The sequence below is a fragment of the Pseudoalteromonas sp. MEBiC 03607 genome, assembly GCF_004792295.1.
Taxonomy (GTDB): Bacteria; Pseudomonadota; Gammaproteobacteria; order Enterobacterales; family Alteromonadaceae; genus Pseudoalteromonas; species Pseudoalteromonas lipolytica_C.
This window is the reverse complement of sequence record NZ_SRRY01000001.1, coordinates 2275440-2300124: the sequence shown is the minus strand read 5'-3', so window position 1 is coordinate 2300124 and position 24685 is coordinate 2275440. Positions and strand designations below refer to the sequence as shown.

Below are 24685 nucleotides of genomic sequence, written 5' to 3'. Positions count from 1 at the left end.
TTCTGTAGCAAATTGTCTTTTTAAACACTCTGTTACTATTTAACAGTTAAATTTAAAGTTAATCTAAGCTAAGATGAGTCATTACAAAGCTGTATTGAATTAAGGATTTATTTTGCTAGCAAAGATATTTAAAGGCATTTGGACTGGGATTAACTTCTCCCGCCGTTTAGTCCTAAACATTTTATTTTTATTACTAGTAATACTCTTTTTCGTTGCAATAACAGGTGAAGAAGACAAAGTAAAAGTAGCAGACGGAACTGTGTTGCGCCTCAACTTAAATGGCCCAATAGTTGAAGAAAAAACTTACGTTGATCCTGTAGAAGCTGCGATTAATGACGCAACTATGGGTAAAGAAGCACCATCAGAAATTTTACTTGATGATGTAATCGAAGTTATCAACGAAGCAACCAATGATGATCGCATCACTGTAATGCTACTTGACCTACAAAAAATGCCTAGTGCACACATCAATAAGCTTAAGCAAATTACTAAAGCTATCGATGAGTTTAAAGCGGCTGGTAAACAAGTCATTGCTACAGGCTATTATTACACTCAAGCACAATATTATATTGCAGCTCATGCTGACGAAATCTCAATGCATCCATACGGTGGTGTGAGTATCGAAGGCTATGGCATGTTCCCTCTTTACTTTAAAGAAGCATTAGAAAAGCTAAAAGTAACACAGCATATTTTCCGTGTTGGTACTTATAAATCAGCAGTCGAGCCATTTATTCGCAACGACATGTCTGATGCAGCAAAAGAAGCGAACAGCGTTTGGTTAACAGCACTTTGGAATGAATATAAAACAGATGTTGCTGCAAGCCGCCCATTCGATGAAAGCAATTTTGATGAAGATATGGATGTGTACTTAGCTAAGATGCAGGCCGTTGACGGTAACTCTGGTCAGTACGCTTTGAACAATCAATGGGTTGATTCTTTAAAAACATCACAGCAAATTCGCCAGCAACTGATTGAATTAGTCGGTGCAGAAGAAACCGGTAAGACCTTTAAGCAAGTCAGTTTCCGTGAATATCTATCATTGGTAAAACCACCTGTTGAATTTGACAACCCAATCACTGAAAAAGTTGCGGTTGTTGTTGCTAAAGGCACTATTGTCGATGGCGAACGCAAAGCCGGTGAAATCGGTGGTGATTCTACAGCTGCCCTACTTCGTAAAGCTCGTTTAGATGACAAAGTAAAAGCAGTGGTATTACGTATAGATTCAGGCGGCGGCAGTATGTTCGCATCTGAAGTTATTCGAGCTGAAGTTTTAGCTCTGAAGGCTGCTGGTAAACCTGTTATTGCTTCTATGAGCTCGGTAGCAGCATCGGGTGGTTACTGGATTGCCTCAGCCGCCAATGAAATTTGGGCTGCACCTAGCACAATTACAGGTTCAATTGGTGTGTTTGGTACGTTCATGACATTTGAAAATACTATGGCTGAACTGGGTATTTATTCAGATGGTGTTGCGACAACAGATCTTGCAGGCTTCTCAATTGCGCGACCGCTTGATGAGAAAATGGCAGATATTATCCAACTAAGTGTTGAAAATGCATATAAACGCTTTTTAGATGTTGTGGCTGAAGCGCGCAATATGACACCTGAACAAGTAGATAAAATTGCTCAAGGTCGTGTATGGATTGCAACACAAGCAAAAGAGCTTGGTTTAGTTGATAAACTGGGTGACAAGCAAGATGCAATTGAAGCTGCCGCTGAACTAGCTAAACTTAAGCATTATGATGTTAAAACCATCAAACAATCGCTTACACCGCAAGAGCAAATGCTTCAAGATATCTTTGGTACAGCAGCAGTTAAAAGCTTCTTTGCTAAGTCTGATCCATCACAATCAGTATTGGCTACACAAGCTAATTTACAGAGCCTGATCAAGCAACTAAGTAGTGAAATTGACAATCTTAAAGATTACAACGATCCACAAGGCGTATACGCTCGTTGTTTGGTGTGTAATGTAATTCAATAAGTTACTTAGCAATTCAATTTTAGGTATACTAGGCCCAGTTATTTAACTGGGCCTTTTTTATGAAACGTAAACGTATATATATCGCCTACACAGGTGGTACCATCGGGATGAAAAAATCGAGCCGAGGCTATGTACCGGCTGAAGGTTTTTTAACCGAAACTGTGGTCAATAATGCAGAATTTAATCGTGACGAAATGCCTTTGTTTGATATTCACGAATATTGTCCACTGATTGATTCTTCAGATATGTCACCTGCCCACTGGCAACTAATTGCTGACGATATTAAGAGTAAATACCAAGACTATGATGGCTTTGTGGTTCTGCACGGTACAGATACTATGGCTTATACCGCTTCTGCCCTGTCATTTATGTTTGAGAACCTGACAAAACCTGTAATTGTCACAGGCTCGCAAATTCCGCTTTCGCAGCTTCGTTCTGATGGCCAAGTCAACTTACTCAATGCAATGTATTTAGCAGCTAATTACCCAATTGCTGAAGTAAGCCTATTCTTTAATAACCAATTATTCCGTGGTAACCGTGCAACAAAAGCCCATGCTGATGGCTTTGATGCATTTGCCTCTCCGAATCTTGAACCTTTAGCATTGTCAGGAATTAATATTCAACTTATCAAAGGCCAGCTAAGTCCTTACGTTGATAATGCACTGCAAGTTTCTAATATTACACCACAGCCTATTGGTGTACTTTACTTATATCCGGGTATCAGCCCTGAAGTGGTAAAAAGTTTAGTAAACGACAATATCAAGGCCTTGGTACTCTTGAGTTTTGGTGTGGGTAATGCGCCACAAGACTCTGCATTTATAGATATTCTGAATGATGCAAGTAAGCGCGGTATGGTGATTGTTAATTTAACGCAATGTTTAAAAGGCCAAGTGAATATGGGCGGCTATGCCACAGGGAATGCTTTGCTTAATTGCGGTGTTATTAGCGGCTATGATATGACATTAGAAGCCTGTTTGACCAAGTTGCACTACTTATTTAGTCAAAAGCTTGAAGTAGAAACAATTCGACACTTGATGCAAGATAACCTTCGCGGCGAGTTAAGCCGTTAAAAAAAGGCACAAATTGGTGCCTTTTTTCGTTTTTTAATGATTAACGAACTTTTTCGTCAATCTCAACTAAGTCAGTTAAATGGCATATTTCACCGCTGTGGGTTTTAATACCATGTTCACCAAAGTAATCTCGTTGTGCTTGTACAAGGTGACCATTGCTTGGTGTTGTTAACGTCGCAATGTAAGTTTGCGTAGCTGTTAATACAGGGAAAGCAAGACCAGAAGCAACCGCTGCACCTGTCACTTTACGTAAAGCCGCTGACTCACGCTGCATAGAATCAATAAATTCTACACCTTCAGCAACGTTGTCTAAGTAATCAGCACGGATAATACAGCCTGCGCGCCATGTTTGTAGCGTTTTAGAAAGATCAACTTTCCACTGATGAGCGCGTGATGCACCTTTGATAAGTGCTAAACCTTGACGATAAGCAAGTAAACTTGCCAGAGTGAATGCATCTTTTAGCTCAGCTAAGTCTAAATCAACTGTGTCAGTTGCTTTAGCAGCGTAAGTCATTTCTTTAGCAGCATGCGTATCACAGGTATTTGTTAAGTGACGTGCTTGAACAGCTGCCACTAGTGATGGCACTGCAATACCAAGCTCTAGCGCATTTTGCGCAGTCCATAAACCAGTGCCTTTAGCGCCAACCTTGTTATCGATTAAATCAACTAGCGGTTCACCTTCTGTTGTTTCGAGGCTCAAGATATGGCTTGAGATTGACAGTAAGTAGCTATTTAATGTGCCTTCAGACCATTCATTGAAAATGTCCGCAACTTCTTTTGGTGAACGATTCGTGCCTAAACGCAATAATTGATACATTTCTGCAATTAATTGCATTAACGCATATTCGATACCGTTATGAACCATTTTCACAAAGTGACCACTTGCAGATTGGCCTACACGGGCAAAGCATGACTCACCTTTATAGCTTGCAGCTACTTTTTCAAACCACGGCTCAACACGCTCCCAGCCGCCTTCTGAACCACTTGCCATCATAGCTGGGCCGTGACGAGCACCTTCGGCACCGCCAGAAATACCCATAGTGGCAAATTCAAATTTGTTTTGATATTTAAGTTTACGGCTTATGCCGTCTTTATAGTTACTATTGCCGCAATCTACGATAATGTCATCACAGTCAACGCCTGCTTCTGCAAGCTCTGTACATACTTTATCAACCAATTCACCAGCAGGAACTAAAAGTAGAATCGAACGAGGCGGCTCTAAGCGTCTAACCATATCATTTAAATCAGACACAATATGTAAACGGTCTGCCAAACCAAGTGCTTTCGCACAGCTTAGTAACTCGGCACCCGCATCTGGGTTTTTATCATAAGCTACTAATGTCAGCCCTTTTTCAATCAGGTTGAGGGCAAGATTTTTACCCATAACGCCTAACCCTACTAATGCAACTTGCATTTAGTGTCCTCCTCGGTAACAACTATTGGTTAGTTAATCAAAATAAATACGCGCGCATTATACCCAAGCAGCCCAAAAATGCGAGCTTCCAAGCTAACTTGCTATAAATCTATAAAAGGCACGCAGCAAGCTGGGGTTAGTATATCAAATTAATAAGGGCATCGGACCAGATTTTTATAATACCCTTTAAAAAGGTATGTGTATTGACGCTACCTGACACCGGTGTCATAATAGCGTCATTAATGCTTTGTAAACTCTGTATTTAATACAAAGAGCCAGATACTCATACGTAAAAACAATGATTTTTTACTTATGAATTCTGCATTAAGCTTAATTTGATTCATTTATATGCTATTAAATAAGCACAACATTTTAATAGATAACCATCAATTCGCTTAATATTTTTAAGCGCACAGGAGAATTTGATGCTAAGACGCACTAAAATTGTTGCGACACTTGGGCCGGCAACCGATCGCGATAACAACTTAGAAAAAATCATTCGTGCAGGTGCAAATGTGGTTCGTTTGAACTTCTCACACGGCGTAGCACAAGATCACAAAGACCGCGCACAAGCAGTTCGCGATATTGCAAAGCGTTTAGGCAAGCACATTGCAATTCTTGCTGATTTACAAGGTCCAAAAATCCGCGTATCTACGTTTAAAGACGGTAAAGTAAACTTAGCAGTTGGCGCTAAATTTACCTTAGATGCAAAAATGGAAAAAGGCCAAGGCGATGTAAATGCTGTAGGTATCGATTATAAAGAGTTACCAAACGATGTTAAATCAGGTGACTTACTGTTATTAAATGACGGTCTTATCCAACTGACCGTTGATAGTGTAGATGGTCATTTAGTTCACACCACAGTAACTGTGGGTGGTGTACTTTCTAACAATAAAGGTATCAACCGCTTAGGTGGTGGTCTTACGGCTCCGGCATTTACAGATAAAGACAAAGAAGATTTAATCACAGCAACAGAAATTGGTGTTGATTATATTGCTGTATCATTCCCACGTAGTGGTGATGACATGCGCTATGTTCGCTCATTAGCAGAAGCTGCTGGTTCTAACGCGCAGCTTCTTGCCAAAATCGAACGTGCAGAAGCTGTAGAAACAGTTGAAGCAGTTGATGATATCGTACTTGCTTCTGATGCTGTTATGGTTGCTCGTGGCGACCTTGGTGTTGAGATTGGTGATGCTGCCCTTGTTGGTAAACAAAAGCTAATTATTAGCCGCGCACGTTCACTAAACCGTACTGTGGTAACAGCAACGCAAATGATGGAATCAATGATTGATAACCCGATGCCAACACGCGCTGAGGTAATGGACGTTGCAAATGCGGTTCTAGATGGCACTGATGCAGTAATGTTATCTGCTGAAACAGCAGCTGGTGACTACCCTGAAGAAACCGTTGCTACTATGGCCCGCGTATGTTTAGGTGCTGAGTCTCAAAAAGAAACTCACGTTTCTAAGCACCGTTTAGATAGCCGCTTTTCATCTAATGCAGAGTCAATTGCACTGTCTGCTATGTATGCAGCCAACCATCTTGATTCTGTAAAAGCGATTGTGACACTGACTGAATCAGGTAGCACAGCTAAATTAATGTCGCGCATTAGTTCTGGCTTACCAATTTACTCATTATCACGTCACGCTAGCACTTTAGGTCAAACTGCATTGTATCGCGGTGTTTACCCTGTGTTTTTTGATTCAACTAAATGTGAAGATGAAAATATGGTTCGCGAAGCACTCAATACATTAGTAGAACTTGGTTCTTTAAGCACCGGAGATACTGTGATTTTAACTCACGGTGATGCGATGGAAACTATTGGTGCTACCAATACAATGAAGATTGTGACAGTTTAAACTGTTGCAATCACTGATTAAAAAAGGCGCATTGATTGCGCCTTTTTTGTCTTTAACTGATTATGAAAGCTTATTAACTTGCTAGTGCAGCTTTTACTTTATCACGATAGCTGCGGCTCACTTTTAACTCTTGTCCATTATCGAGAACTAACAAGTACTCCCCACTCACCTGAGTGACGAGCTTACTAATTTGTTTGGTGTTAACAATGGCACTGCGGTGAACACGAACAAACAGTTGCGGATCTAACTCTTGCTCTAGCTCTTTCATGGTTTTACGTAAGATATGAGTTTGGCCATCTTGGCAATGTAAACACATATAGTCACCTGCAGCATCAACCCATTGAATTGTAACAACAGGAACACGAACAATTTCGCCCTGCTCTTTTACTGCCAGTGATTCAGGATAACGACGATCTGCAAGGCTATCGCCTGTCGCAAGCTTTTTCAAAATTTCTTCACAATTGTTGCCAGTAATACCAGCCACAAAGCTTGCTAGTTTCTTCTTATGGGCGTTATCTTGTTGTGTTTTTAAATAAGTATGCACTTTTTCTACCGCCTGTTTTAGTCTGTTGTCATCGACTGGTTTAAGAATATAATCCAATGCATGAATCTCGAATGCTTTTACCGCAAACTGATCAAACGCAGTTACAAACACAATGGCAGGCAATGGATTAACACTTTCGCTTAAAGCGCGGGCCACTTCAAAACCATTCATATTTGGCATTTGAATATCTAAGAATACCAGTTCTATATTCCCTGATAAGCACTCATCTATTGCTTCTTGACCATTGCTACATAAACGAATTACTTCTATGTCTTCAAATTCAGAAAGTCGAACGGCTAAGCCTTTCCTTGCAAGCGGTTCATCATCAACGATCAAAGTTCTAATTTTGCTCATTTCTTAACAGCCTTTTCAAACGGAACGCGCAGATTTACTTTTAATCCACTTGGCGTATTGTCAGAGAGAACAAACGAGTAGTTGTTCTCATAAAGTGTTTTTAATCGATCCTGAGTGTTAGCTATACCAACCCCTTGAGAATTAACGAGCTGACCATTTTTAAGCTCAGTGCCAGGACCATTATCGCCTACTTCCAATAATAATTCATTTGCAAAAACTTGTGCCTTAATATCAATGACCCCGCCCTCGTTGAGTTGTGCTATCGCATACTTAATGGCGTTTTCTATCAACGGCTGGAGAATTAAACTTGGTACTAAGGCTTTTTTTGCTTGTTCGCTTACATCAACGTTAATTTGTAAACGCTCATCAAAGCGTACTTTTTCAATTTCTAAGTACAGCATTAATGCATGAATTTCTTGCTCTAATGGAACTTTTTTAATTGGATCTGTATTGAGTGTATAACGCAAGAAATCACTTAATTTAGACACCATTAAATTAGCATCTTTATTCTCTTTAACCAAAATAAGTGTAGAGATTGCATTAAGCGTATTAAATAAAAAGTGCGGATTAAGCTGATAGCGTAGCATCTTAAGTTGTGCTTCGTGAGCCATTGTTGTTGCTTTTAAAGCCTTTTGACGTTCACTTTGCAATAACTGGTAATACTTAATACCAAAATATAATCCACTCCAACAAAGGATAATATAAACTGAATCTAAACCTTGCTGAAAGTAATAAAACCACTCATTTGGGCGATAACCATGGCGGTATATCTCCCATAAATTAAATTTTTGTACTACAGCCCAAAGTGTGCCCGTTAAATAAGAGGCACCAAATACTACTAACATGAGTACCCAAGGCGAAGCATTCCACACTTTGCGATACATGTAGCGTAAAGGCACTGTCATTAAACAACCAGCATAAGCATTTAATACAATGACAAACACGTAAATATCACGCATTTCAAATACTTTAGAGCCGATGTAATTAACTAACGCATACCCTATCCAGCCTGCAATTTGCAAAACCCAGAAAAAACGTTGTCGATTATCAACTAATGATTGCCAATTCAAAATATCAAGTTACCTTACAAACTTATAGTTATTATACCGATAGACTGTTATACAAAGCACTGCCGCCTATCTTAATTTTTTATAGCCTTAACGCATAATTCAGGTATAAAAAAAGCGAAGACGACAGCCGCCTTCGCTTTTTAAACATTGTCTATTTAAGCTAACTTATCAGAAGCTACCTTATAATGCGGATCCTCAATCACGTTTACTTCAACTAAATCACGCGCATTATGCAGAAGTTGGATACAATCAGGGCTCAAGTGGCGTAAGTGCAATTTCTTGCCCGTTTTAGCATATTTATCTGCTAAGTTATCAATTGCCTCAATCGCACTGTGATCTGCTACTCGGCTATGCTTAAATTCGATGATCACATCTTCAGGGTCATTTTTAACATCAAATAACTCAGCGAAGTTTTTCACTGAACCAAAGAATAATGGACCATGAAGTTCGTATACTTTTGAGCCTTGCTCATCAATATAATTGTTTGTGTAAATATGTTTTGCATGCTGCCAAGCAAATACCAGTGCCGATACAATAACACCAACACATACCGCAATAGCAAGGTCAGTAACTACCGTTACACCCGATACAAGAACAATCACAAAGGCATCAGACTTAGGCACACGCTTCATCATCTTAAAGCTTGCCCATTCAAACGTACCAAGAACAACCATAAACATAACACCGACAAGTGCAGCCAGTGGGATCATTTCAATTAGACTTGCAGCGAAAATAATAAACGCTAGCAGCAATAATGCAGCACTGATACCAGATAAACGTGAACGACCACCAGAGTTGATATTAATCATTGACTGACCGATCATCGCACAACCGCCCATCGCTCCAAAGAAACCGCAGGTAATATTCGCAGCACCTTGACCGATACACTCTTTGTTACTGTGACCACGTGTTTCTGTTATTTCGTCAATTAAGGTTAATGTTAGTAATGACTCGATTAAACCAATTGCCGCAAGAACAAGCGCATAAGGGAAAATAATTTTTAATGTTTCTAGGTTAAATGGCACCATAGGGATGTGGAATTGTGGTAAACCACCCGCAATAGTTGCTTGCTCATTACCCGTCATACCTTTTAAGAAATCAAGAACGGTACGCGCTTCTAAGTCAAAACCAATTACCAATCCTGTAACTGTGACAATTGCAACTAATGAAGAAGGCACAGCCGTAGTCAGTTTAGGTAAAAAATGGATAATTGCCATTGTAAGTGCCACTAAGCCAAGCATAATATACAAGGCTTGACCTTCCATCCACTGCTGCCCTCCCATGCCATCAGGTACTTTGAACTGACCAAGTTGAGCTAAGAAAATAACAATAGCTAGACCATTAACAAAGCCGAGCATAACGGGATGCGGAACCATGCGAATAAATTTACCAAGTTTAAAGACACCCGCTAAGACCTGCAGAATGCCCATTAAAAGCACGGTCGCAAATAAATATTCAACTCCGTGATCTAATACTAAACTTACCATTACAACGGCTAATGCGCCGGTAGCACCAGAAATCATACCTGGACGGCCACCAAAAATAGCGGTGATCAAACCAACAATAAAGGCAGCATACAAACCGACTAAAGGCTCTACATTAGCAACAAAAGCGAATGCAACAGCTTCAGGCACCAATGCCAGTGCGACCGTCAAACCAGATAAAATATCATTTTTAGCAGAGCTTGGCGCTTTGCTGAGTAAGTTAAACATTAAGTTCCTCTTTGTAGTGAATACGTTTCGGCAAGGCGCGCAATTCTAGCAAAAAGCAGAAAAGTTAACAATTATTAACAACAAAACGGTCAGTACTGTTAAGTACTAACCGTTTTTAACTGTTATCAATCGTAGTAAATAAAAACTAAAGTGGTAAAGACGTACTACGTTTAACACACGTCATAGTGACATTAGAATGAACTTCTTGTACAAACTCTAGGTTTAACAGGTTATCGCGAACAAATTGCTCATAGCCTTCAATACCTTTAGAGATAATACGAAGCATAAAGTCCATTGTACCAGCCATACTGTAACACTCAGTGACTTCGTCGTAGCTCATAATTAATCGTTCAAACTCAGCTAAGTTTGTTCTGCCGTGATTTGATAAACGAACATGGGCATAGACTAACATATCAAAGCCAAGCTTTTTCTCATCAAGCAAAGCAACTTTACCTTTGATGTAGCCATCTTGCTCAAGCTTAGCAATACGACGCCAACATGGCGATTGAGACAAACCAACTTTGTCGGCAATCTCTGCCGTTGATAAGCTAGCATCTTGCTGTAATAATGCCAAAATTTGGCGATCTACTTGGTTAAGAGACATTTTATTTCTTTTTCTTTAAGATTATGGGTTAAATTATATAACTGATTTAAAAAACAGTCTGCTTATTTTCTACTACTTATGCAATGAAATTGCAATTTTAGCCATACTTACCACTGATAAAAGGGTTTGTTTTTCGCTCATGGCCTACCGTAGTGTTTGGACCATGCCCCGCTAAGATAACAACATCATCAGTCAGCGTAAGGATTTGTGACTGAATAGATTCAATTAACTGACTGCTATTACCCTTAGGGAAGTCAGTACGTCCAATTGAACCTTGAAAAATTACGTCGCCGACAACTACCTGCTGTGACTGTTCATGGTAAAACACAACATGGCCTGGTGTATGTCCTGGGCAGTGGCGAACAGAAAGCGATAGTTGACCCACCTCTATCGTATCGCCGTGGCATAACCACTTTGTAGGATAAAATGGTTCGATAGCATCAAAGCCGAACATTTGCGCTTGCATAGGAAGCGCATCAAACCAAAATTGATCATCAATATGCGGGCCGATTATTTCAACATCATAGTGCTCAGCTAGTTCTTTAGCGGCGCCAACATGATCTAAATGCCCATGAGTAAGATATACCGCAACCAGTTTACATTTTAATTTCGTCAGCTCAGTGATAAGTTTTTCTTTATCACCGCCGGGATCAATTAATGCAGCTTGATTACTCTCGGTGCAAATTATAATACGACAATTTTGTGCAAAACCAGTCACCGGAACTGTCACTACTTTCATATTACTGTCCTTGTTCAGATTGCTCAAAGCTCATAAAAATTGGGTATTTTAAATAAGCTTGATCATAAAATGGCGTACGCTCATAAAGCCAATCTAGGCGCGCTTGTGGGTCATTTGCGAACTGCTTGTCCTCACGTATTTTTTGGTCAAACTCCAACGCCAAGGCAGGCTTTTCTTTAAGCATTTGTCTTGCGTAAGGCATCAATGCATAATTTTCAACATACTCAGTCCGCTGAAAAATAGTATTGAAGTCTCCCCAAGCAAAGAATGAATCTGGCGCTTCTGGGTGCAGTAAGTGAGTAGCAAGTTCAGAGTATGGTTGCTCAGTCGATACTTTATACCAACCAAACATATTTAGGTTGTCTACTTTGGTATAATCAAAGCTGGCATCAACCCTAAAACGTCCCTCAAAAGGCGCTTTGGCAAAGCTGTAATCTTTCACAATTGCTTGAGTTAACGGTACAGATACGTTTTCAGTAACTTTATCAACCTTAATACCATGCAACTTTAACTTTTCAATAATGTGACTGTACGCAGGTGGAATGTAAAACGCGCTTGGCACATTAACAGTCTTTTTAACTTCTTTTTGCCAAAAAATAGGTAACGCGTCATAGTCTTTAGGCTGACCTAAATACTTAACCTCAGATTGACCAGAAAGAGCACTTTCAGAACGACTGTACGCAATCCCTTTAAATTCAATAGTATCTGGTTGTTTTGCATATCCACGTTCAACAACTAATTGCGTTGGTTTGAAATCAAGCTCTTTTCTAACCGCCTCATTTAGTGCTTTATCGTTTGCAGCTAAGGCATCAATTGCACCATCAATGAAAACATAAGTACCTAATACGCGCTGCTTATAGGGCTTTAATGAATGGTTCTCAACCAAAATCGTCGGTAATGAACGCAAGTCACCCCAGCCATTTGAAAAGCGTGGTGTGGCAACCCAGCCAGCTAGCCCTTTCTTAAATTCGCGCTTATCCATAACAAATACGAGAGGACCAGGAATATGCCCTGCCTTTTCAAGCTTCGCATCTATTACAGGCTTAAACAGATTATCTAATGCCTCAGATACACTTGGTGATTCACTTGAAAATACAGGGTTATAGCCATACGTGACATCGTATTGATAATCAGCACCATCGGTTACATGAACATCAACGTATAAATCTGGCTTAAACTGATTGATCACCTTCATCACACCACGAACTTCTGGGGTATCAAGCTTTGTGTAATCACGATTCAAGTTTAAATTTAGACCGTTTGTTCTAAAACCCATTTCTACTGGGCCACGCTGATTAATACGGTTATATTGACTACTACGCTCGTGACCGTCTACGTTTAAAATCGGTATAAACAGAATATTAACTTTGCTCAAGATATCGCGACGTTTACCCGTGGCAATATCGCGTAGCAGCATAAACATGGCATCTTTGCCGTCAATCTCGCCACTATGAATGCCCGCTTGAATAAAAATCGTAGGTTTAGTGTCTGCAACTAGCTGCTCTGCATCAAATAACCCCTGCTCATTTGCGACTAACATTTTCACTGCACGACCTGCACTACTAGTAGCGATGGTCTTTAATTTAAATTGAGTTGGGTTAGCTGCAACTAAACGGTCAACAAATGCCATTGTCTCATCATAATTAGGAGACAAAGTACCATCACTTAACTCGAACTCTGTCGTTAATGGCCCTTTTTCTTGTAGTAATGACACACTGTTTCCGTGCCATGGCATTAATGGGGGTAAGTGGCTGTCTAACGTTACTACAGCAGATAAAAACACTAAACTCGCAAACATATCACTCTCAAGTGCGGAACTTATTCTAATACCTGAAATTATACCAACTAATTATTATGGATTGCGTAAACTGCGGTGATTCAACAAAAAAATGGAGCAAATGACATGCTAGCTAGCATCTATAATGAAGTAATGAGTGATTTTCAGGATCAAAAAAAGGAGCACTAGGCTCCTTTTTAAACTGTATTAAAAGCGAAATTAAGCCGCTAGGCCTTCTTTTGCTTTTGCAACAAGCGCTGCGAATGCAACTTGGTCGTAAACAGCGATATCTGCAAGGATCTTACGATCGATTTCTACAGATGTCTTTTTAAGACCATTGATAAAACGGCTGTATGAAAGACCGTTTTGACGAGCTGCTGCATTGATACGTGCAATCCAAAGTTGACGGAAAGTACGTTTCTTAGCACGACGGTCACGGTAAGCGTATTGACCCGCTTTAGTAACTGCCTGGAAAGCTACGCGGTAAACACGTGAACGTGCTCCGTAGTAACCTTTAGCTTGTTTTAAAACTTTTTTGTGACGTGCACGTGCGATAACACCGCGTTTAACTCTTGCCATTTCTGAAGACTCCTATTAAGCGAATGGTAACATACGTGAAACTAGACCATGGTCATTCTTATGAACCATCATCTTAGGACGTAAGTGTAATTTACGCTTAGAAGTTTTCTTAGTCAGAATGTGACGAAGATGCGCTTGTTTACGCTTGAAACCGCCTGAAGCAGTTTTCTTGAAACGCTTAGCCGCGCCTCTGTGAGTTTTTAGCTTATAAGCCATTGCAATAACTCCAAATGTATTGCTTAAAACATTAGCAAGCAGGCGAGAGATATATAAAATAGCTCTACTTTATAAGGCCTAACTTACTGCCATAATCCGGTGAAGGTTCATTGCTATTGCTTTGCAACCTTACTTTAAACCGGTTATTTCAGGTGAACAGTAAACTGTTACTTGCAGACCTGAAATAAAATCGGTGCGTAATATAACCTGTTTATTGCTTTTTAGCAATAGGGGCCATCATCATAACCATTTGACGACCTTCAACACGATTAGGGAATGATTCAACTTGTGAAACATCTTCTAAATCGGCTTTAACACGGTTTAATAATTCAATACCAATTTCTTGGTGAGCCATTTCACGACCACGGAAACGGATGGTGATTTTAGCTTTATCACCCGCTTCTAAGAACTTACGCAAGTTGCGAAGCTTAACCTGGTAGTCACCTTCATCCGTACCTGGACGGAACTTGATTTCTTTAACCTGGATCTGCTTTTGCTTTTTCTTTTGTTCTTTAAGTTCTTTGCTTTTTTCAAAGATGAACTTACCGTAGTCCATAACCTTACAAACAGGTGGCTCAGCATTAGGACTGATTTCTACAAGATCTACACCCGCATCATCAGCGATAGCTTGCGCCTCTTTTAATGACACGATGCCAGCTTGCTCGCCGTCGATGCCAATTAAACGAACTTCTTTAGCTGTAATATCTTCGTTGATACGATTTTTTTGAGCTGTTTGTTGCCCTTTCTTGCCGCCTCTAATGGTACGATCCTCCAAGAATATAAAATAAAAAGCGTGTAGTTGGCTGTTTGTTTTGCCCTACACGCTCATGATTTATTGTCGATTTTTAATTTCTTCGCTTACTTTTGCAATGAAATCATCAACACTAAATTTGCCTAGGTCTTCACCTGTGCGAGTGCGTACTGCCACTTCTTGTTGTTCAACTTCTTTATCGCCAACAACAAGTAAATATGGAATACGTTTTAACGTATGTTCACGGATTTTAAAGCCAATCTTCTCATTTCTCAAGTCAGCAGCGGCTCTAATTCCAAGTTTATTTAATTTTTGTACAATTTCTTGCACATAATCAGCTTGTTTATCGGTGATGTTCATAATCACAACTTGCTTTGGTGCAAGCCATGTTGGGAACAATCCAGCGTATTCTTCAGTTAGAATGCCGATAAAACGCTCAATCGAGCCTAATATAGCACGGTGAATCATCACTGGTGTACGACGTTCATTGTTTTCTGCAACATAAGTCGCACCTAAACGGCCTGGTAATGCAAAGTCTAGCTGTACAGTACCACATTGCCAAGCGCGGTCTAAGCAATCATAAAGCGTGAATTCGATTTTAGGGCCATAGAATGCGCCTTCACCTGGTAGGTAATCAAATTCAATGTTGTTCGCTTTTAATGCATCGGCTAACGCTAACTCAGCTTTATCCCACATTGCGTCTTCACCGATACGTTTTTCTGGACGAGTTGATAGTTTTACAACAATCTTCTCAAAACCAAACGTCTCGTATGTATCGTAAACCATTTTGATACATGATGATACTTCATCCATGATTTGCTCTTCTGTACAGAAGATGTGTGCATCATCTTGGGTAAAGCCACGTACACGCATTAAACCGTGTAAAGCGCCTGATGGTTCATTACGATGACAACAACCAAACTCAGCCATACGTAATGGTAGATCACGGTACGATTTTAAACCTTGATTAAAAATTTGTACGTGACCTGGGCAGTTCATTGGTTTAATTGCATATTCACGCTTTTCAGATTCAGTTGTGAACATTGCATCTGCGTATTTATCCCAGTGGCCTGATTTTTCCCATAAACCACGGTCCATCATCAATGGGCCTTTTACTTCTTCGTAATCATACTCACGTAATTTTTCACGAACGAAGTCTTCTAGCTCACGGTAAATGCTCCAGCCATCGTTATGCCAAAACACCATACCTGGCGCTTCTTCTTGCCAGTGCCATAAGTCAAGTGCTTTACCAATACGACGGTGGTCACGCTTTTCAGCTTCTTCTAAGCGTTTTAAATATGCTTTAAGTTGCTTTTTATCCGCCCATGCTGTGCCGTAAATACGTTGCAGCATTTTATTTTCTGAATCACCGCGCCAATATGCACCTGCCACTTTCATGATTTTGAAATGTTGGCAGAACTTCATGTTTGGTACGTGTGGACCACGACACATGTCGATGTATTCTTCGTGATGGTATAAACCAGGACGGTCATCTTTTGCAATGTTCTCGTCTAGGATTTCCATCTTGTAAGTTTCACCGCGTGCTTCAAATGTATCACGCGCTTCTTGCCAGCTTACGGTCTTTTTAACCACATCGTAGTTTGTTTTAGCAAGTTCAAGCATACGCTTTTCAATTGCATCTAAATCATCTTGGCTTAAAGAATGATCCATATCGATATCGTAGTAAAAACCGTTATCAATGGTTGGACCGATAGCCATTTTCGCTTCAGGGAAAAGTTGCTTAACTGCATGACCAATAAGGTGCGCACAAGAGTGACGAATAATCTCTAAGCCGTCTTCATCTTTTGCTGTGATAATTTCTAAACGCGCATCTTCAGTAATTAAGTCACATGCATCTACACGTGTGCCATTAACACGTCCAGCGATGGTTGCTTTAGCTAAACCTGGACCGATATCGCTTGCAACATCATAAGTACTTACTGGGTTTTCAAAACTACGCTGACTGCCGTCAGGGAGGGTAATAACTGGCATTATAAATCCTTATACAGTGGTGATGCCTACAATGCATCACATGTAGTATTTTTTAAAAAATTGAATAACTCTGCAACGCTTTTACGAATAAGCATTGCTAATTAAGCATGTATTTACTGAGTCTTCGCAAATACAAGCGGCCATTGTCGCTGCTCAAGCACTTAAATACAAGTAGTTATGCGAGCAAATTGACAATTACTTAACTCATTTCATAATTAGGAGGTCTGTACTTCGAAGGTTACCATAATGCCACACATGCATACGCTCAAGTTTGCTACGTTAAACTTGCTAAATTATACTGCGCCGCCCTATTCTTTTTATCAGTTACACGAGCGTTACAACAATACTCAATGGCAACAAAAACAACAATTTGTCGCTGACTTTTTATCAACTACAAACGCCGATGTTGTTGCTTTTCAAGAAGTGTTTAGTGCTCATGCTTTAGAGGTACAGTGCAAAGAAGCGGGCTACGACTATTTTAAAACTGTGGATTCTCCTTCTCAAGATGCCCTATACCCACAAGTTTTATTTAACCCAATTGTTGCAATCGCCAGTAAGTTTCCATTTAAAAGAGCTGAAGCATTAAGCCCATGCCCAGAGATGCTTGAGTACTTAAATAATCAAAATGAATTTAAATTTAACCGTACTCCAATAAAATGCTTGTTTTCATTCCCTGAGTTTGGCGATGTATGCTGTTATGTTGTGCATTTTAAATCACAACGTGTGCAGTCTATGGCACATATATTAAATATTCATAATCTTGAAGATCCACTTTTACAACTACTACACCAAACAGTTGGGGCTATGCAATCACAGATATCTCGTTCACTAGAGGCATCGATTGTTTACTATGATGCCTTAAAAACTCAACGAGAAAAGCAATGCGCCACGCTAGTAATGGGGGATTTTAATGATTCACTTACCAGCCCAACCCTTTCGTTTATGACACAAGGCTTTCATCCTACCCGCTGTGAACCCTGCATTGAGCACAATGAACCCGTTGTTGGGTTAACAGATAGCTATGAGTTCAGTGCGGCATTTCATCAGCAACAAGAAAAACCGTTTAGTCATTACTTTCATGGCAAAGGGAATGTGCTTGATTATATATTGGCCTCTGCTCACTTTAATCCTGACTGCCAGATGTCTAAGGTTAAACTGCTGGAATATGAAAGCTATGCAGCGCATTTAAACCCTACACAATCAACAGAAGACATCAGTGTCAGTGACCACAGTGCAATTGCTATAAAAATTCATTTTTAAAGCAACTGTTTTTCATGACGTTACTTGCTATAATTGCGCAAATTAAGTTATTTAGAGAATGACCATGAGAACATGCGGTGTAGAAATTACTGGTAGTGATGTACTACTGTGTATTTTAACCAAAGACAATGACGTATTTGATATCCGTGATGTCAGACAAACACGCTTCACTTTAGGTGATGGCAATGACACTGAAGTAATGCGTAAGTTTCAGTTTGATTTTAGGAAGTTGATGCAAGATTACCAAATTGACTCTGTTGCAATTAAAGAGCGTCAACCAAAAGGGAAATTTGCTGGCAGTGCTAAAGGGTTTAAAATGGAAACTGCTATTCAGCTTATTGACGAGTTAGATGTACAAATTTTTAGTGCAACGACAATTAAAGAGCAACTTAAACGTAATCCAATTCCTATTGATTTCGAAGATACTGGGTTAAAGAAATTTCAAGAAAATGCTTTTATTAGCGCCTACGTTTACCTTATGCGCAAAACCTACAAACAAGACGAACAATAACTTCCAATAAAACGTGCTACGGCACGTTTTTTATTCCCCATTAAGTATTACTCATAAAAAACCAACATATACATTAGTCTTAAAAAACTTTTCTTTGTCGACAATCTGTGTTTAGTTAGATACGAACGCACGTTTTGAGAATCAAGTTTTTGATTACCTCATTACGCATTGCATCAAGTCCATGACAACTAACTAGCCGGACACGGAGAAAACAATGCAGACAAAGAACACACCAAACAATAATCTTCCACTTTCGAAAAGCTATTTTAAAGGTTGCACTGATGTACCCTTAATCGAACAGACTATTGGTCAGTATCTTGATAATATTGTCGACAATTACCCTGACCACCCTGCTATTGTGGTTCATCATCAACATATTCGTCTTACCTACAAAGAATACCAACAACAAATTAACCAATTAGCAATGGGGTTATTATCATTAGGGGTTAAACCGGGAGACAGAGTTGGTATTTGGTCACCAAATAATATTGAGTGGTGTCTAACCCAATTCGCAACAGCGAAAATCGGTGCCATTATGGTCTGTATTAACCCCGCTTACCGTCCGAGTGAATTAGAGTACGCGTTAAATAGTGTTGAATGTTCAACGTTGATCACTGCAAGTCAATTTAAGTCTAGTAACTATATTGAAATGCTTAATGAACTTGCACCTGAATTAAGCCATTTAACTGCAGATGGATTAAACCTAAAAAAATTACCGCATTTAAAAAATATTATTCGAATTGGCGACAAAAAATCTCCTGGTATGTATAGCTTTAATGATGTAATGGAACGCCCTACAGAAGCCCATAAACTTGAGCTTGATGCTATCGCTGCCACTTTGCATTGCGATCAGGATATCAATATTCAATTTACTTCAGGTACCACGGGTAACCCCAAGGGAGCCACTTTATCCCATAAGAACATTCTAAATAATGGCTTTTTAATGGCCGAAGCGATGAAGCTTACTCATCAAGATAAGTTGTGTATCCCCGTGCCCTTGTACCATTGCTTTGGTATGGTACTAGGCAACTTGGTTTGTATAAGTAAAGGGGCTACAGCTGTTTTCCCAGGAGATTCTTTTGACCCTAAAACAACCCTAGAGGTAGTAGAAAAAGAGCGCTGCACGGGTTTACATGGTGTTCCTACCATGTTTATCGCTGAACTTGAACTAAAAGAGTTTAGCAGTTATGACCTTTCAAGCTTACGAACAGGCGTCATGGCCGGTTCGACATGTCCAGAACAAGTGATGCGTAAAGTTCACTCATTAATGCATATGCAAGAAGTAGTAATAGGCTATGGTCAAACTGAGTGTAGCCCTATCAACAATGTAACTGAAACTGACTCACCTCTTGAAAAGCAAGTGACGACTGTAGGGCGTGCACTAGCACATACAGAAGTTAAAATTATTAATGAAGTTGGGGATATTCAACAAATCGGTGTTCCTGGTGAAGTTTGCAGCCGTGGTGCAGGCATTATGCGATGTTATTGGAATGATGAAGAGAAAACCAATGCCACCATAGATAACGAAGGTTGGTTACACTCCGGTGATTTAGGTGTAATGGATGAAGAAGGCTTTGTTGCTATTGTTGGTCGTATTAAAGATATGATCATCCGTGGCGGTGAGAATATATACCCTCGCGAAATAGAAGAAGTGCTTTATAGTTACCCGGGTATTCAAGATGCCGCTATTTTTGGTATAAGTGATGAAAAGTATGGAGAAGAAGTTTGTGCGTGGATCCAACCTAAAGATGACGCAGTGCTTGATGAAAATGCAATACGTGATTTCCTACAAGATAAGCTGGCCTATTTTAAAGTACCAAAGCACATTCGCTTCGTTGAAGAATACCCTATGACTGTAACTGGTAAATTGCAGAAATTTAAAATGCGCGAGCAAATGCAAGAGCTTCTTAAAGAAAACGCATTTTCGTAAGCATTCAGTATTAAAGCTCAGCCATGCTGAGCTTTAACTCGTTTAATTCAATTTAACTTATTTGCAGTACTATTGAGCTCTAACGCCCTATCCACTATTTGGTGGAGTTATGGTTAACTATTTTAAGGTTTGCGCTAGCAGTGTGTGATATCAAACAGCGCCTTGTTTGATCATAGCCTGTGAAACACGTTCAAACCCTGTAACATTAGCCCCTAACAATAAATCACCTTCATGGTCGTATTGTTTTGCAGTTGATGATACTCGATCAAAAATTTCTTTCATAACTTGTTGAAGTTTTTCATCGACCTGCTGTGGGCGCCATTTCTGCATACTGGCATTCTGAGCCATTTCAAATTGGCTGGTCGCAACTCCACCAGCGTTTGCAGCCTTACTCGGCCCTAGGTAAACATCATGCTCTTTAAAGACAGCAAGTGCGTCTGCAGTCGTTGGCATGTTAGCGCCCTCACACACGGTCATACAGCCGTTTGAAACAAGTGCTTTTGCATCCTTTTGAGTTATTTCGTTCTGTGTTGCACATGGCAAAGCAATATCAGCCTCATATTGCCACACTTGATGGGCATCACTCGGGTACTGATTTACAGGGGTAAATTCAGCATCTGGGTGTTCATTTAAATAATCACGAAGCTTCGCACCTTTTTCTTGTTTTAGGTGTTTGACTAACTCAACATCTAATCCCTCTTTGCAATATAGGGTACCTTGCGAATCACTACAGGTAAGTACAACCGCGTCATGCTGCGCTAGTTTTTCCATTAAATAGAGCGCCACATTACCAGCGCCTGATACTAAACAACGTTTACCACGTAATGAGTCATTTTTGGCATCAAGCATAGCACTTAAAAAATACGCAACTCCGTAGCCAGTCGCTTCTGTTCGCAAAGCAGATCCCGCCATTATTTCAGGTTTGCCTGTCAACACACCTTGAAACTGATTGGTGATTCGTTTGTACTGGCCAAATAAGTAACTAATCTCCCGACCAGCAACCCCGATATCACCGGCTGGTACATCTGTATTTTCGCCAATGTGACGGTAAAGCTCAGTCATAAATGACTGACAAAAGCGCATGATCTCATTGTCGCTTTTACCTTTAGGATCAAAGTCTGAGCCGCCCTTCGCTCCACCTAAAGGTAACCCTGTTAGTGCATTTTTAAGAACTTGCTCAAAACCTAAGAACTTAATGACACTTAAATTCACGCTTGGATGAAATCGCAAACCGCCTTTGTAGGGGCCAAGTGATGAACTAAATTCGACTCGATATCCACGGTTTACTCTAAGGTTGCCCTTATCATCATGCCAAGGTACTCGAAAAATAATTTGCCTTTCAGGTTCAACTAATCGCTCTAATATTGCCTGTTTTTGAAAATCGGACCCGTCTTGCACAACCTGTTCTAGCGAGTGAAATACCTCTTCTACAGCTTGGAAAAACTCAGGTTCGTTTGCATTTGCTTCCTTTACTTGGTTAAGTACATCTTGTAGATATTGCATATTAACTCCTCAAGCTATTGAAAATATTGTATTCACCTAATTACTATTAAACTTCTAAACAGCCTTAAACGATCACTTAGTTTAACGAATCGCAAACCGTTGAGACTCTTGCGAAGCATCAAAGTGCCAAAAATAGCGCATTGGTTCATGCTGGCCATCGTAAAACCATATCTCAGCCACTAGTTCAACCGCTGAGTTTGCAAGCATAATATCCGAATTCAACTTACTCTCGACAAGTGAAGAGCGTAACAAACATTCGGAGTAATCCGCTTTGTTATCCTCACCTTTAAGGCAGATATTTATATACGCACGTGGATTGCCCATATTTATATCAACATCAACATAAAGTAACACCTTACTAGACAAATCAAACGTTGGAGAAATAGTTAAATCAGTCATTGTATCCGTTTGTACTGCTGTTTCAGTTGCTGTTTCGTTTTCTGTAGTGGCGGTTGTTGCCGATGTTCCCAAAATATTTGAGTTTTCATTTACAGCATCACCTTCACCGCCACCACCACACGCTGTAAGAATTAAACAAATCATTGTAATTAATTGATGTTTCATGGCTACTGTGCTCCCGAAATCACTTTAGATGTTGTTGCATTGTTAAACCACATTGGACTTTCTCTGCCATCAGATTCAGCAAATGTTTGGAACTCACTATAGGCTTGGGTTATATCAACACTTTCTTTTGGGTGCGCCCACGACGACCCCACTTCAATGGCCCAAGGTAATCCAGATGGCGTTTGGAAGTAATACCCAAACTGAGTATTAGTTGCATCATCACTGCCTACTAAAGAAAACAAACTTTGATTAAATTTTTCTGTCGGCGGTTGGTTTTTAATATGCACTTCCCATCCGCGAGGATTCAAGCCATCTAAAAAAGTACCGTGATAATGACCTTCTGCAGCAAAAATAAATGGGTCCAGTGTATATTTAGGTGCATCAACACTCGCTATATAAGTATTTAATGACACACTCAAAGTGAAGCTAACTTTATTATTAATGTTACAACCCGCTTCAGTTCTGAAAAAACTACAGCTAGAATCTTTACTTGCATAAGCCCATGTATCTGGCATCACAATAAAAATTGCGTCTTCTGTTCCTTCTTCAAGGATCGTATGTGTTTGCTGTTCGCCATTAATGATTAAACTGATTGATGCTTGGTCTATTTGACTGCGTAAAATGCGTTTGTTTATACCACTGGGGCTAGATTGATAAAGGCGAACTGCAAACCCGTTATGAAAAGTAGCACCTATTCCTACAAGGTCTCCTTCTATTTTATAACCAAGCGCTTGTCCATCTTTATCAATCAACTTTGTACGGTAATTCATAACCAAATCATTAAAGTCATAATCACCAGCGAAGGGCCATTGGTCTTCATAAGCCAGAGTTACCCAGCCATTCTCACTTGGGTAAGCAAGACTACCGTAGGTATTAATAGGATAGTCTTCAACTTCTCCGCCTGTAACCCCACCTGTTGCAGTTATTGGATTTGCTTCGCTACCGTCTGTGACCCGAAAACGTGCCCATGTTGCTCCCATAACAGCATTACTTGGTACATCAACAAGAACACTGTTATCCCCTTGATTAAGGCGATATTTACTCACTGTGATTTCGTCTGCATCAAACTGGTAATTTTGGTCCCAATCAAACCAAGCATATAAATAGCCATTATCATTTGGTGATGTGACAATAATTTGGCTTGTTGAGCCGGCAACAAAATCAGTCACAAACTTGACCCCATCGTCAGAGCTATCTACTGATGACTGGAGAAGATCACTGGCAGTGTTTAAGTTTTCTCCATCAACACTTGCGCCGAGATAAACAAGGTTAGATTGGTCTTCATTAGGATCGAACAAGTGTCTTGCACCGCTATCTTCTAACGTTGTTTGATAAGGTCTAGGCGCATCACCAAAATCTATCGAGTTATCTGTAACTTTTACCTCTGCTATAGCACAACGTGCCCCATCATTTTGGTTAGATGTAGGGCCCAACGTAAACACAGACGCAGTTGGTGTATAACCCGACACAGGGCTGATGTTTAAATTAACCCTATGGACTTTACCGCTTCGATTGTTACTAAAATAAAACTGCCCTTGCAAATCAAAGTAAGCTGCGCCATTGGCGCCTGTATCACCTGCAATATCGAGATTTGTAATAAAAACAGGGCCACCATTTTCAACGTTGATCTCATATAAGTCGCCGTTTGATTCAACAGCGTAAAGAAGAGTACTGTGCGGGTGAAATGCAAAGTCATAAATAGAGAGATTCCAGTTAGCAGAGCCTGGAATTAATTCAGCTTGGTATTGTTCATTTTGTGCTGTTAAATTAATGGCGTAAAGGCCAAAGCGTGGATGATATAAGTAATACACAGCCTTGTTTTGCTGCTCATCAACTAAAATATCACCCACATAAAAGTTCGTATCTGGTAAGCCGCTTACATTTAAACGCTCTAACATGTATTGGTTATTTATGCGTACCACACTTTTAGGGGCTTGCTTACTAAAACCATACATATATTGGTCTTGGTAATTAAACCCCACCGCATTAACACTGTCGTTATTAGCTTCGCTTGCAAAATCCATTGCTGCTGCAAGCACTGTCGTTTTCGCAGATACTAAATCAACACCATACATCTGTGCGGGCGAACCCTGAATTAAAAATGCTTTACTTGGACACTGCTCAAATGGTGCTGCACTTACCAAGCCGTTAGCAAGTGCCGCTGTTAAGTAAATGAGTATGTTAATTTTCATAATTACACTCTCCTTTGGGTGTGTAATTACTTTAAGCAGCAACCATTCCAAAAAATAAATTGTCTT

The 24685-nt window shown here is 40.0% G+C and carries 20 protein-coding genes; 6 read left to right on the top strand and 14 right to left on the bottom strand.

All coding sequences use genetic code 11. The annotated features are described in order from the left end of the window. Positions 1-112 precede the first annotated feature (112 nt). The gene (gene sppA, locus E5N72_RS10565) at positions 113-1978 is read left to right on the top strand and encodes a signal peptide peptidase SppA (protein ID WP_135924397.1); all 1866 of its coding nucleotides are present in this window, start codon (positions 113-115) and stop codon (positions 1976-1978) included. 59 nt (positions 1979-2037) lie between these two features. Further along, complete coding sequence (ansA, locus tag E5N72_RS10560) at positions 2038-3048, top strand: asparaginase (protein WP_135924396.1); 1011 nt, start codon at positions 2038-2040, stop codon at positions 3046-3048. A gap of 40 nt (positions 3049-3088) precedes the next feature. Here the strand turns inward: ansA and gndA are convergent, their stop codons facing one another. Then, positions 3089-4462, bottom strand: coding sequence for an NADP-dependent phosphogluconate dehydrogenase (gene gndA, locus E5N72_RS10555; protein WP_054553937.1), 1374 nt, complete (start codon positions 4460-4462; stop codon positions 3089-3091). A gap of 425 nt (positions 4463-4887) precedes the next feature. On the opposite strand from gndA, the gene pyk reads away from it, so the two are divergent. After that, positions 4888-6321, top strand: coding sequence for a pyruvate kinase (gene pyk, locus E5N72_RS10550; protein ID WP_135924395.1), 1434 nt, complete (start codon positions 4888-4890; stop codon positions 6319-6321). 73 nt (positions 6322-6394) lie between these two features. Here the strand turns inward: pyk and E5N72_RS10545 are convergent, their stop codons facing one another. The 10 genes from E5N72_RS10545 to thrS all read right to left on the bottom strand — a co-directional run bounded on the left by E5N72_RS10545 (position 6395) and on the right by thrS (position 16659). Continuing rightward, on the bottom strand, positions 6395-7219 hold the full coding sequence (locus E5N72_RS10545; RefSeq protein ID WP_135924394.1) for a LytTR family DNA-binding domain-containing protein: 825 nt from the start codon (positions 7217-7219) through the stop codon (positions 6395-6397). After that, on the bottom strand, positions 7216-8289 hold the full coding sequence (locus E5N72_RS10540) for a histidine kinase (protein WP_135924393.1): 1074 nt from the start codon (positions 8287-8289) through the stop codon (positions 7216-7218). The genes E5N72_RS10545 and E5N72_RS10540 overlap by 4 nt, the downstream gene beginning before the upstream one ends. Positions 8290-8444: 155 nt before the next feature. Continuing rightward, positions 8445-10001, bottom strand: coding sequence for a SulP family inorganic anion transporter (locus tag E5N72_RS10535; RefSeq protein WP_135924392.1), 1557 nt, complete (start codon positions 9999-10001; stop codon positions 8445-8447). Positions 10002-10146: 145 nt separating this feature from the next. Continuing rightward, a complete protein-coding gene (locus tag E5N72_RS10530) occupies positions 10147-10605 on the bottom strand; it encodes an Lrp/AsnC family transcriptional regulator (protein WP_036968198.1) in 459 nt (152 codons plus the stop codon). 97 nt (positions 10606-10702) lie between these two features. Next, positions 10703-11344, bottom strand: coding sequence for an MBL fold metallo-hydrolase (locus E5N72_RS10525; RefSeq protein WP_135924391.1), 642 nt, complete (start codon positions 11342-11344; stop codon positions 10703-10705). A gap of 1 nt (position 11345) precedes the next feature. Next, entirely contained in the window at positions 11346-13142 is a 1797-nt protein-coding gene (locus E5N72_RS10520; protein ID WP_135924390.1) for a M14 family metallopeptidase, read from the bottom strand. Positions 13143-13340: 198 nt separating this feature from the next. Further along, on the bottom strand, positions 13341-13700 hold the full coding sequence (rplT, locus tag E5N72_RS10515; protein WP_036968189.1) for a 50S ribosomal protein L20: 360 nt from the start codon (positions 13698-13700) through the stop codon (positions 13341-13343). A gap of 15 nt (positions 13701-13715) precedes the next feature. Beyond that, positions 13716-13916: a 50S ribosomal protein L35 gene (gene rpmI / locus E5N72_RS10510; RefSeq protein WP_054554888.1), complete on the bottom strand. Its 201-nt coding sequence runs from the start codon at positions 13914-13916 to the stop codon at positions 13716-13718. 211 nt (positions 13917-14127) lie between these two features. Next, a complete protein-coding gene (infC, locus tag E5N72_RS10505) occupies positions 14128-14691 on the bottom strand; it encodes a translation initiation factor IF-3 (RefSeq protein ID WP_082389338.1) in 564 nt (187 codons plus the stop codon). 57 nt (positions 14692-14748) lie between these two features. Then, positions 14749-16659, bottom strand: a complete 1911-nt coding sequence (thrS, locus tag E5N72_RS10500; RefSeq protein WP_135924389.1) for a threonine--tRNA ligase — start codon at positions 16657-16659, stop codon at positions 14749-14751. A gap of 246 nt (positions 16660-16905) precedes the next feature. Here thrS and E5N72_RS10495 point away from each other — a divergent pair, with 246 nt between their 5' ends. From E5N72_RS10495 to E5N72_RS10485, 3 genes are all read left to right on the top strand, one after another. Then, the gene (locus tag E5N72_RS10495; RefSeq protein ID WP_135924388.1) at positions 16906-17919 is read left to right on the top strand and encodes an endonuclease/exonuclease/phosphatase family protein; all 1014 of its coding nucleotides are present in this window, start codon (positions 16906-16908) and stop codon (positions 17917-17919) included. Positions 17920-17983: 64 nt separating this feature from the next. After that, positions 17984-18430, top strand: a complete 447-nt coding sequence (locus tag E5N72_RS10490; protein ID WP_135924387.1) for a DUF3010 family protein — start codon at positions 17984-17986, stop codon at positions 18428-18430. 214 nt (positions 18431-18644) lie between these two features. Next, positions 18645-20360 (top strand): AMP-binding protein, encoded by a 1716-nt coding sequence (locus E5N72_RS10485; protein ID WP_135924386.1) that lies wholly within the window; start codon positions 18645-18647, stop codon positions 20358-20360. Positions 20361-20510: 150 nt separating this feature from the next. Here the strand turns inward: E5N72_RS10485 and gdhA are convergent, their stop codons facing one another. From gdhA to E5N72_RS10470, 3 genes are all read right to left on the bottom strand, one after another. Further along, positions 20511-21863, bottom strand: coding sequence for an NADP-specific glutamate dehydrogenase (gdhA, locus tag E5N72_RS10480; protein ID WP_135924385.1), 1353 nt, complete (start codon positions 21861-21863; stop codon positions 20511-20513). An 81-nt stretch (positions 21864-21944) separates the two neighbouring features. Continuing rightward, positions 21945-22427: a hypothetical protein gene (locus E5N72_RS10475; protein WP_135924384.1), complete on the bottom strand. Its 483-nt coding sequence runs from the start codon at positions 22425-22427 to the stop codon at positions 21945-21947. A 2-nt stretch (positions 22428-22429) separates the two neighbouring features. Next, positions 22430-24619 carry an LruC domain-containing protein gene (locus E5N72_RS10470; protein ID WP_135924383.1) on the bottom strand — a complete coding sequence of 730 codons (2190 nt, stop codon included), beginning with the start codon at positions 24617-24619 and terminating at the stop codon, positions 22430-22432. Positions 24620-24685: the final 66 nt, after the last annotated feature.

Coding starts and splice junctions, on each gene's coding strand:
- ansA (WP_135924396.1), top strand. CDS start 2,038: ATGAAACGTAAACGTATATATATCGCCTACACAGGTGGTACCATCGGG.
- gndA (WP_054553937.1), bottom strand. CDS start 4,462: ATGCAAGTTGCATTAGTAGGGTTAGGCGTTATGGGTAAAAATCTTGCC.
- pyk (WP_135924395.1), top strand. CDS start 4,888: ATGCTAAGACGCACTAAAATTGTTGCGACACTTGGGCCGGCAACCGAT.
- E5N72_RS10545 (WP_135924394.1), bottom strand. CDS start 7,219: ATGAGCAAAATTAGAACTTTGATCGTTGATGATGAACCGCTTGCAAGG.
- E5N72_RS10535 (WP_135924392.1), bottom strand. CDS start 10,001: ATGTTTAACTTACTCAGCAAAGCGCCAAGCTCTGCTAAAAATGATATT.
- E5N72_RS10530 (WP_036968198.1), bottom strand. CDS start 10,605: ATGTCTCTTAACCAAGTAGATCGCCAAATTTTGGCATTATTACAGCAA.
- E5N72_RS10525 (WP_135924391.1), bottom strand. CDS start 11,344: ATGAAAGTAGTGACAGTTCCGGTGACTGGTTTTGCACAAAATTGTCGT.
- E5N72_RS10520 (WP_135924390.1), bottom strand. CDS start 13,142: ATGTTTGCGAGTTTAGTGTTTTTATCTGCTGTAGTAACGTTAGACAGC.
- rplT (WP_036968189.1), bottom strand. CDS start 13,700: ATGGCAAGAGTTAAACGCGGTGTTATCGCACGTGCACGTCACAAAAAA.
- rpmI (WP_054554888.1), bottom strand. CDS start 13,916: ATGGCTTATAAGCTAAAAACTCACAGAGGCGCGGCTAAGCGTTTCAAG.
- thrS (WP_135924389.1), bottom strand. CDS start 16,659: ATGCCAGTTATTACCCTCCCTGACGGCAGTCAGCGTAGTTTTGAAAAC.
- E5N72_RS10495 (WP_135924388.1), top strand. CDS start 16,906: ATGCCACACATGCATACGCTCAAGTTTGCTACGTTAAACTTGCTAAAT.
- E5N72_RS10490 (WP_135924387.1), top strand. CDS start 17,984: ATGAGAACATGCGGTGTAGAAATTACTGGTAGTGATGTACTACTGTGT.
- E5N72_RS10485 (WP_135924386.1), top strand. CDS start 18,645: ATGCAGACAAAGAACACACCAAACAATAATCTTCCACTTTCGAAAAGC.
- gdhA (WP_135924385.1), bottom strand. CDS start 21,863: ATGCAATATCTACAAGATGTACTTAACCAAGTAAAGGAAGCAAATGCA.
- E5N72_RS10475 (WP_135924384.1), bottom strand. CDS start 22,427: ATGAAACATCAATTAATTACAATGATTTGTTTAATTCTTACAGCGTGT.
- E5N72_RS10470 (WP_135924383.1), bottom strand. CDS start 24,619: ATGAAAATTAACATACTCATTTACTTAACAGCGGCACTTGCTAACGGC.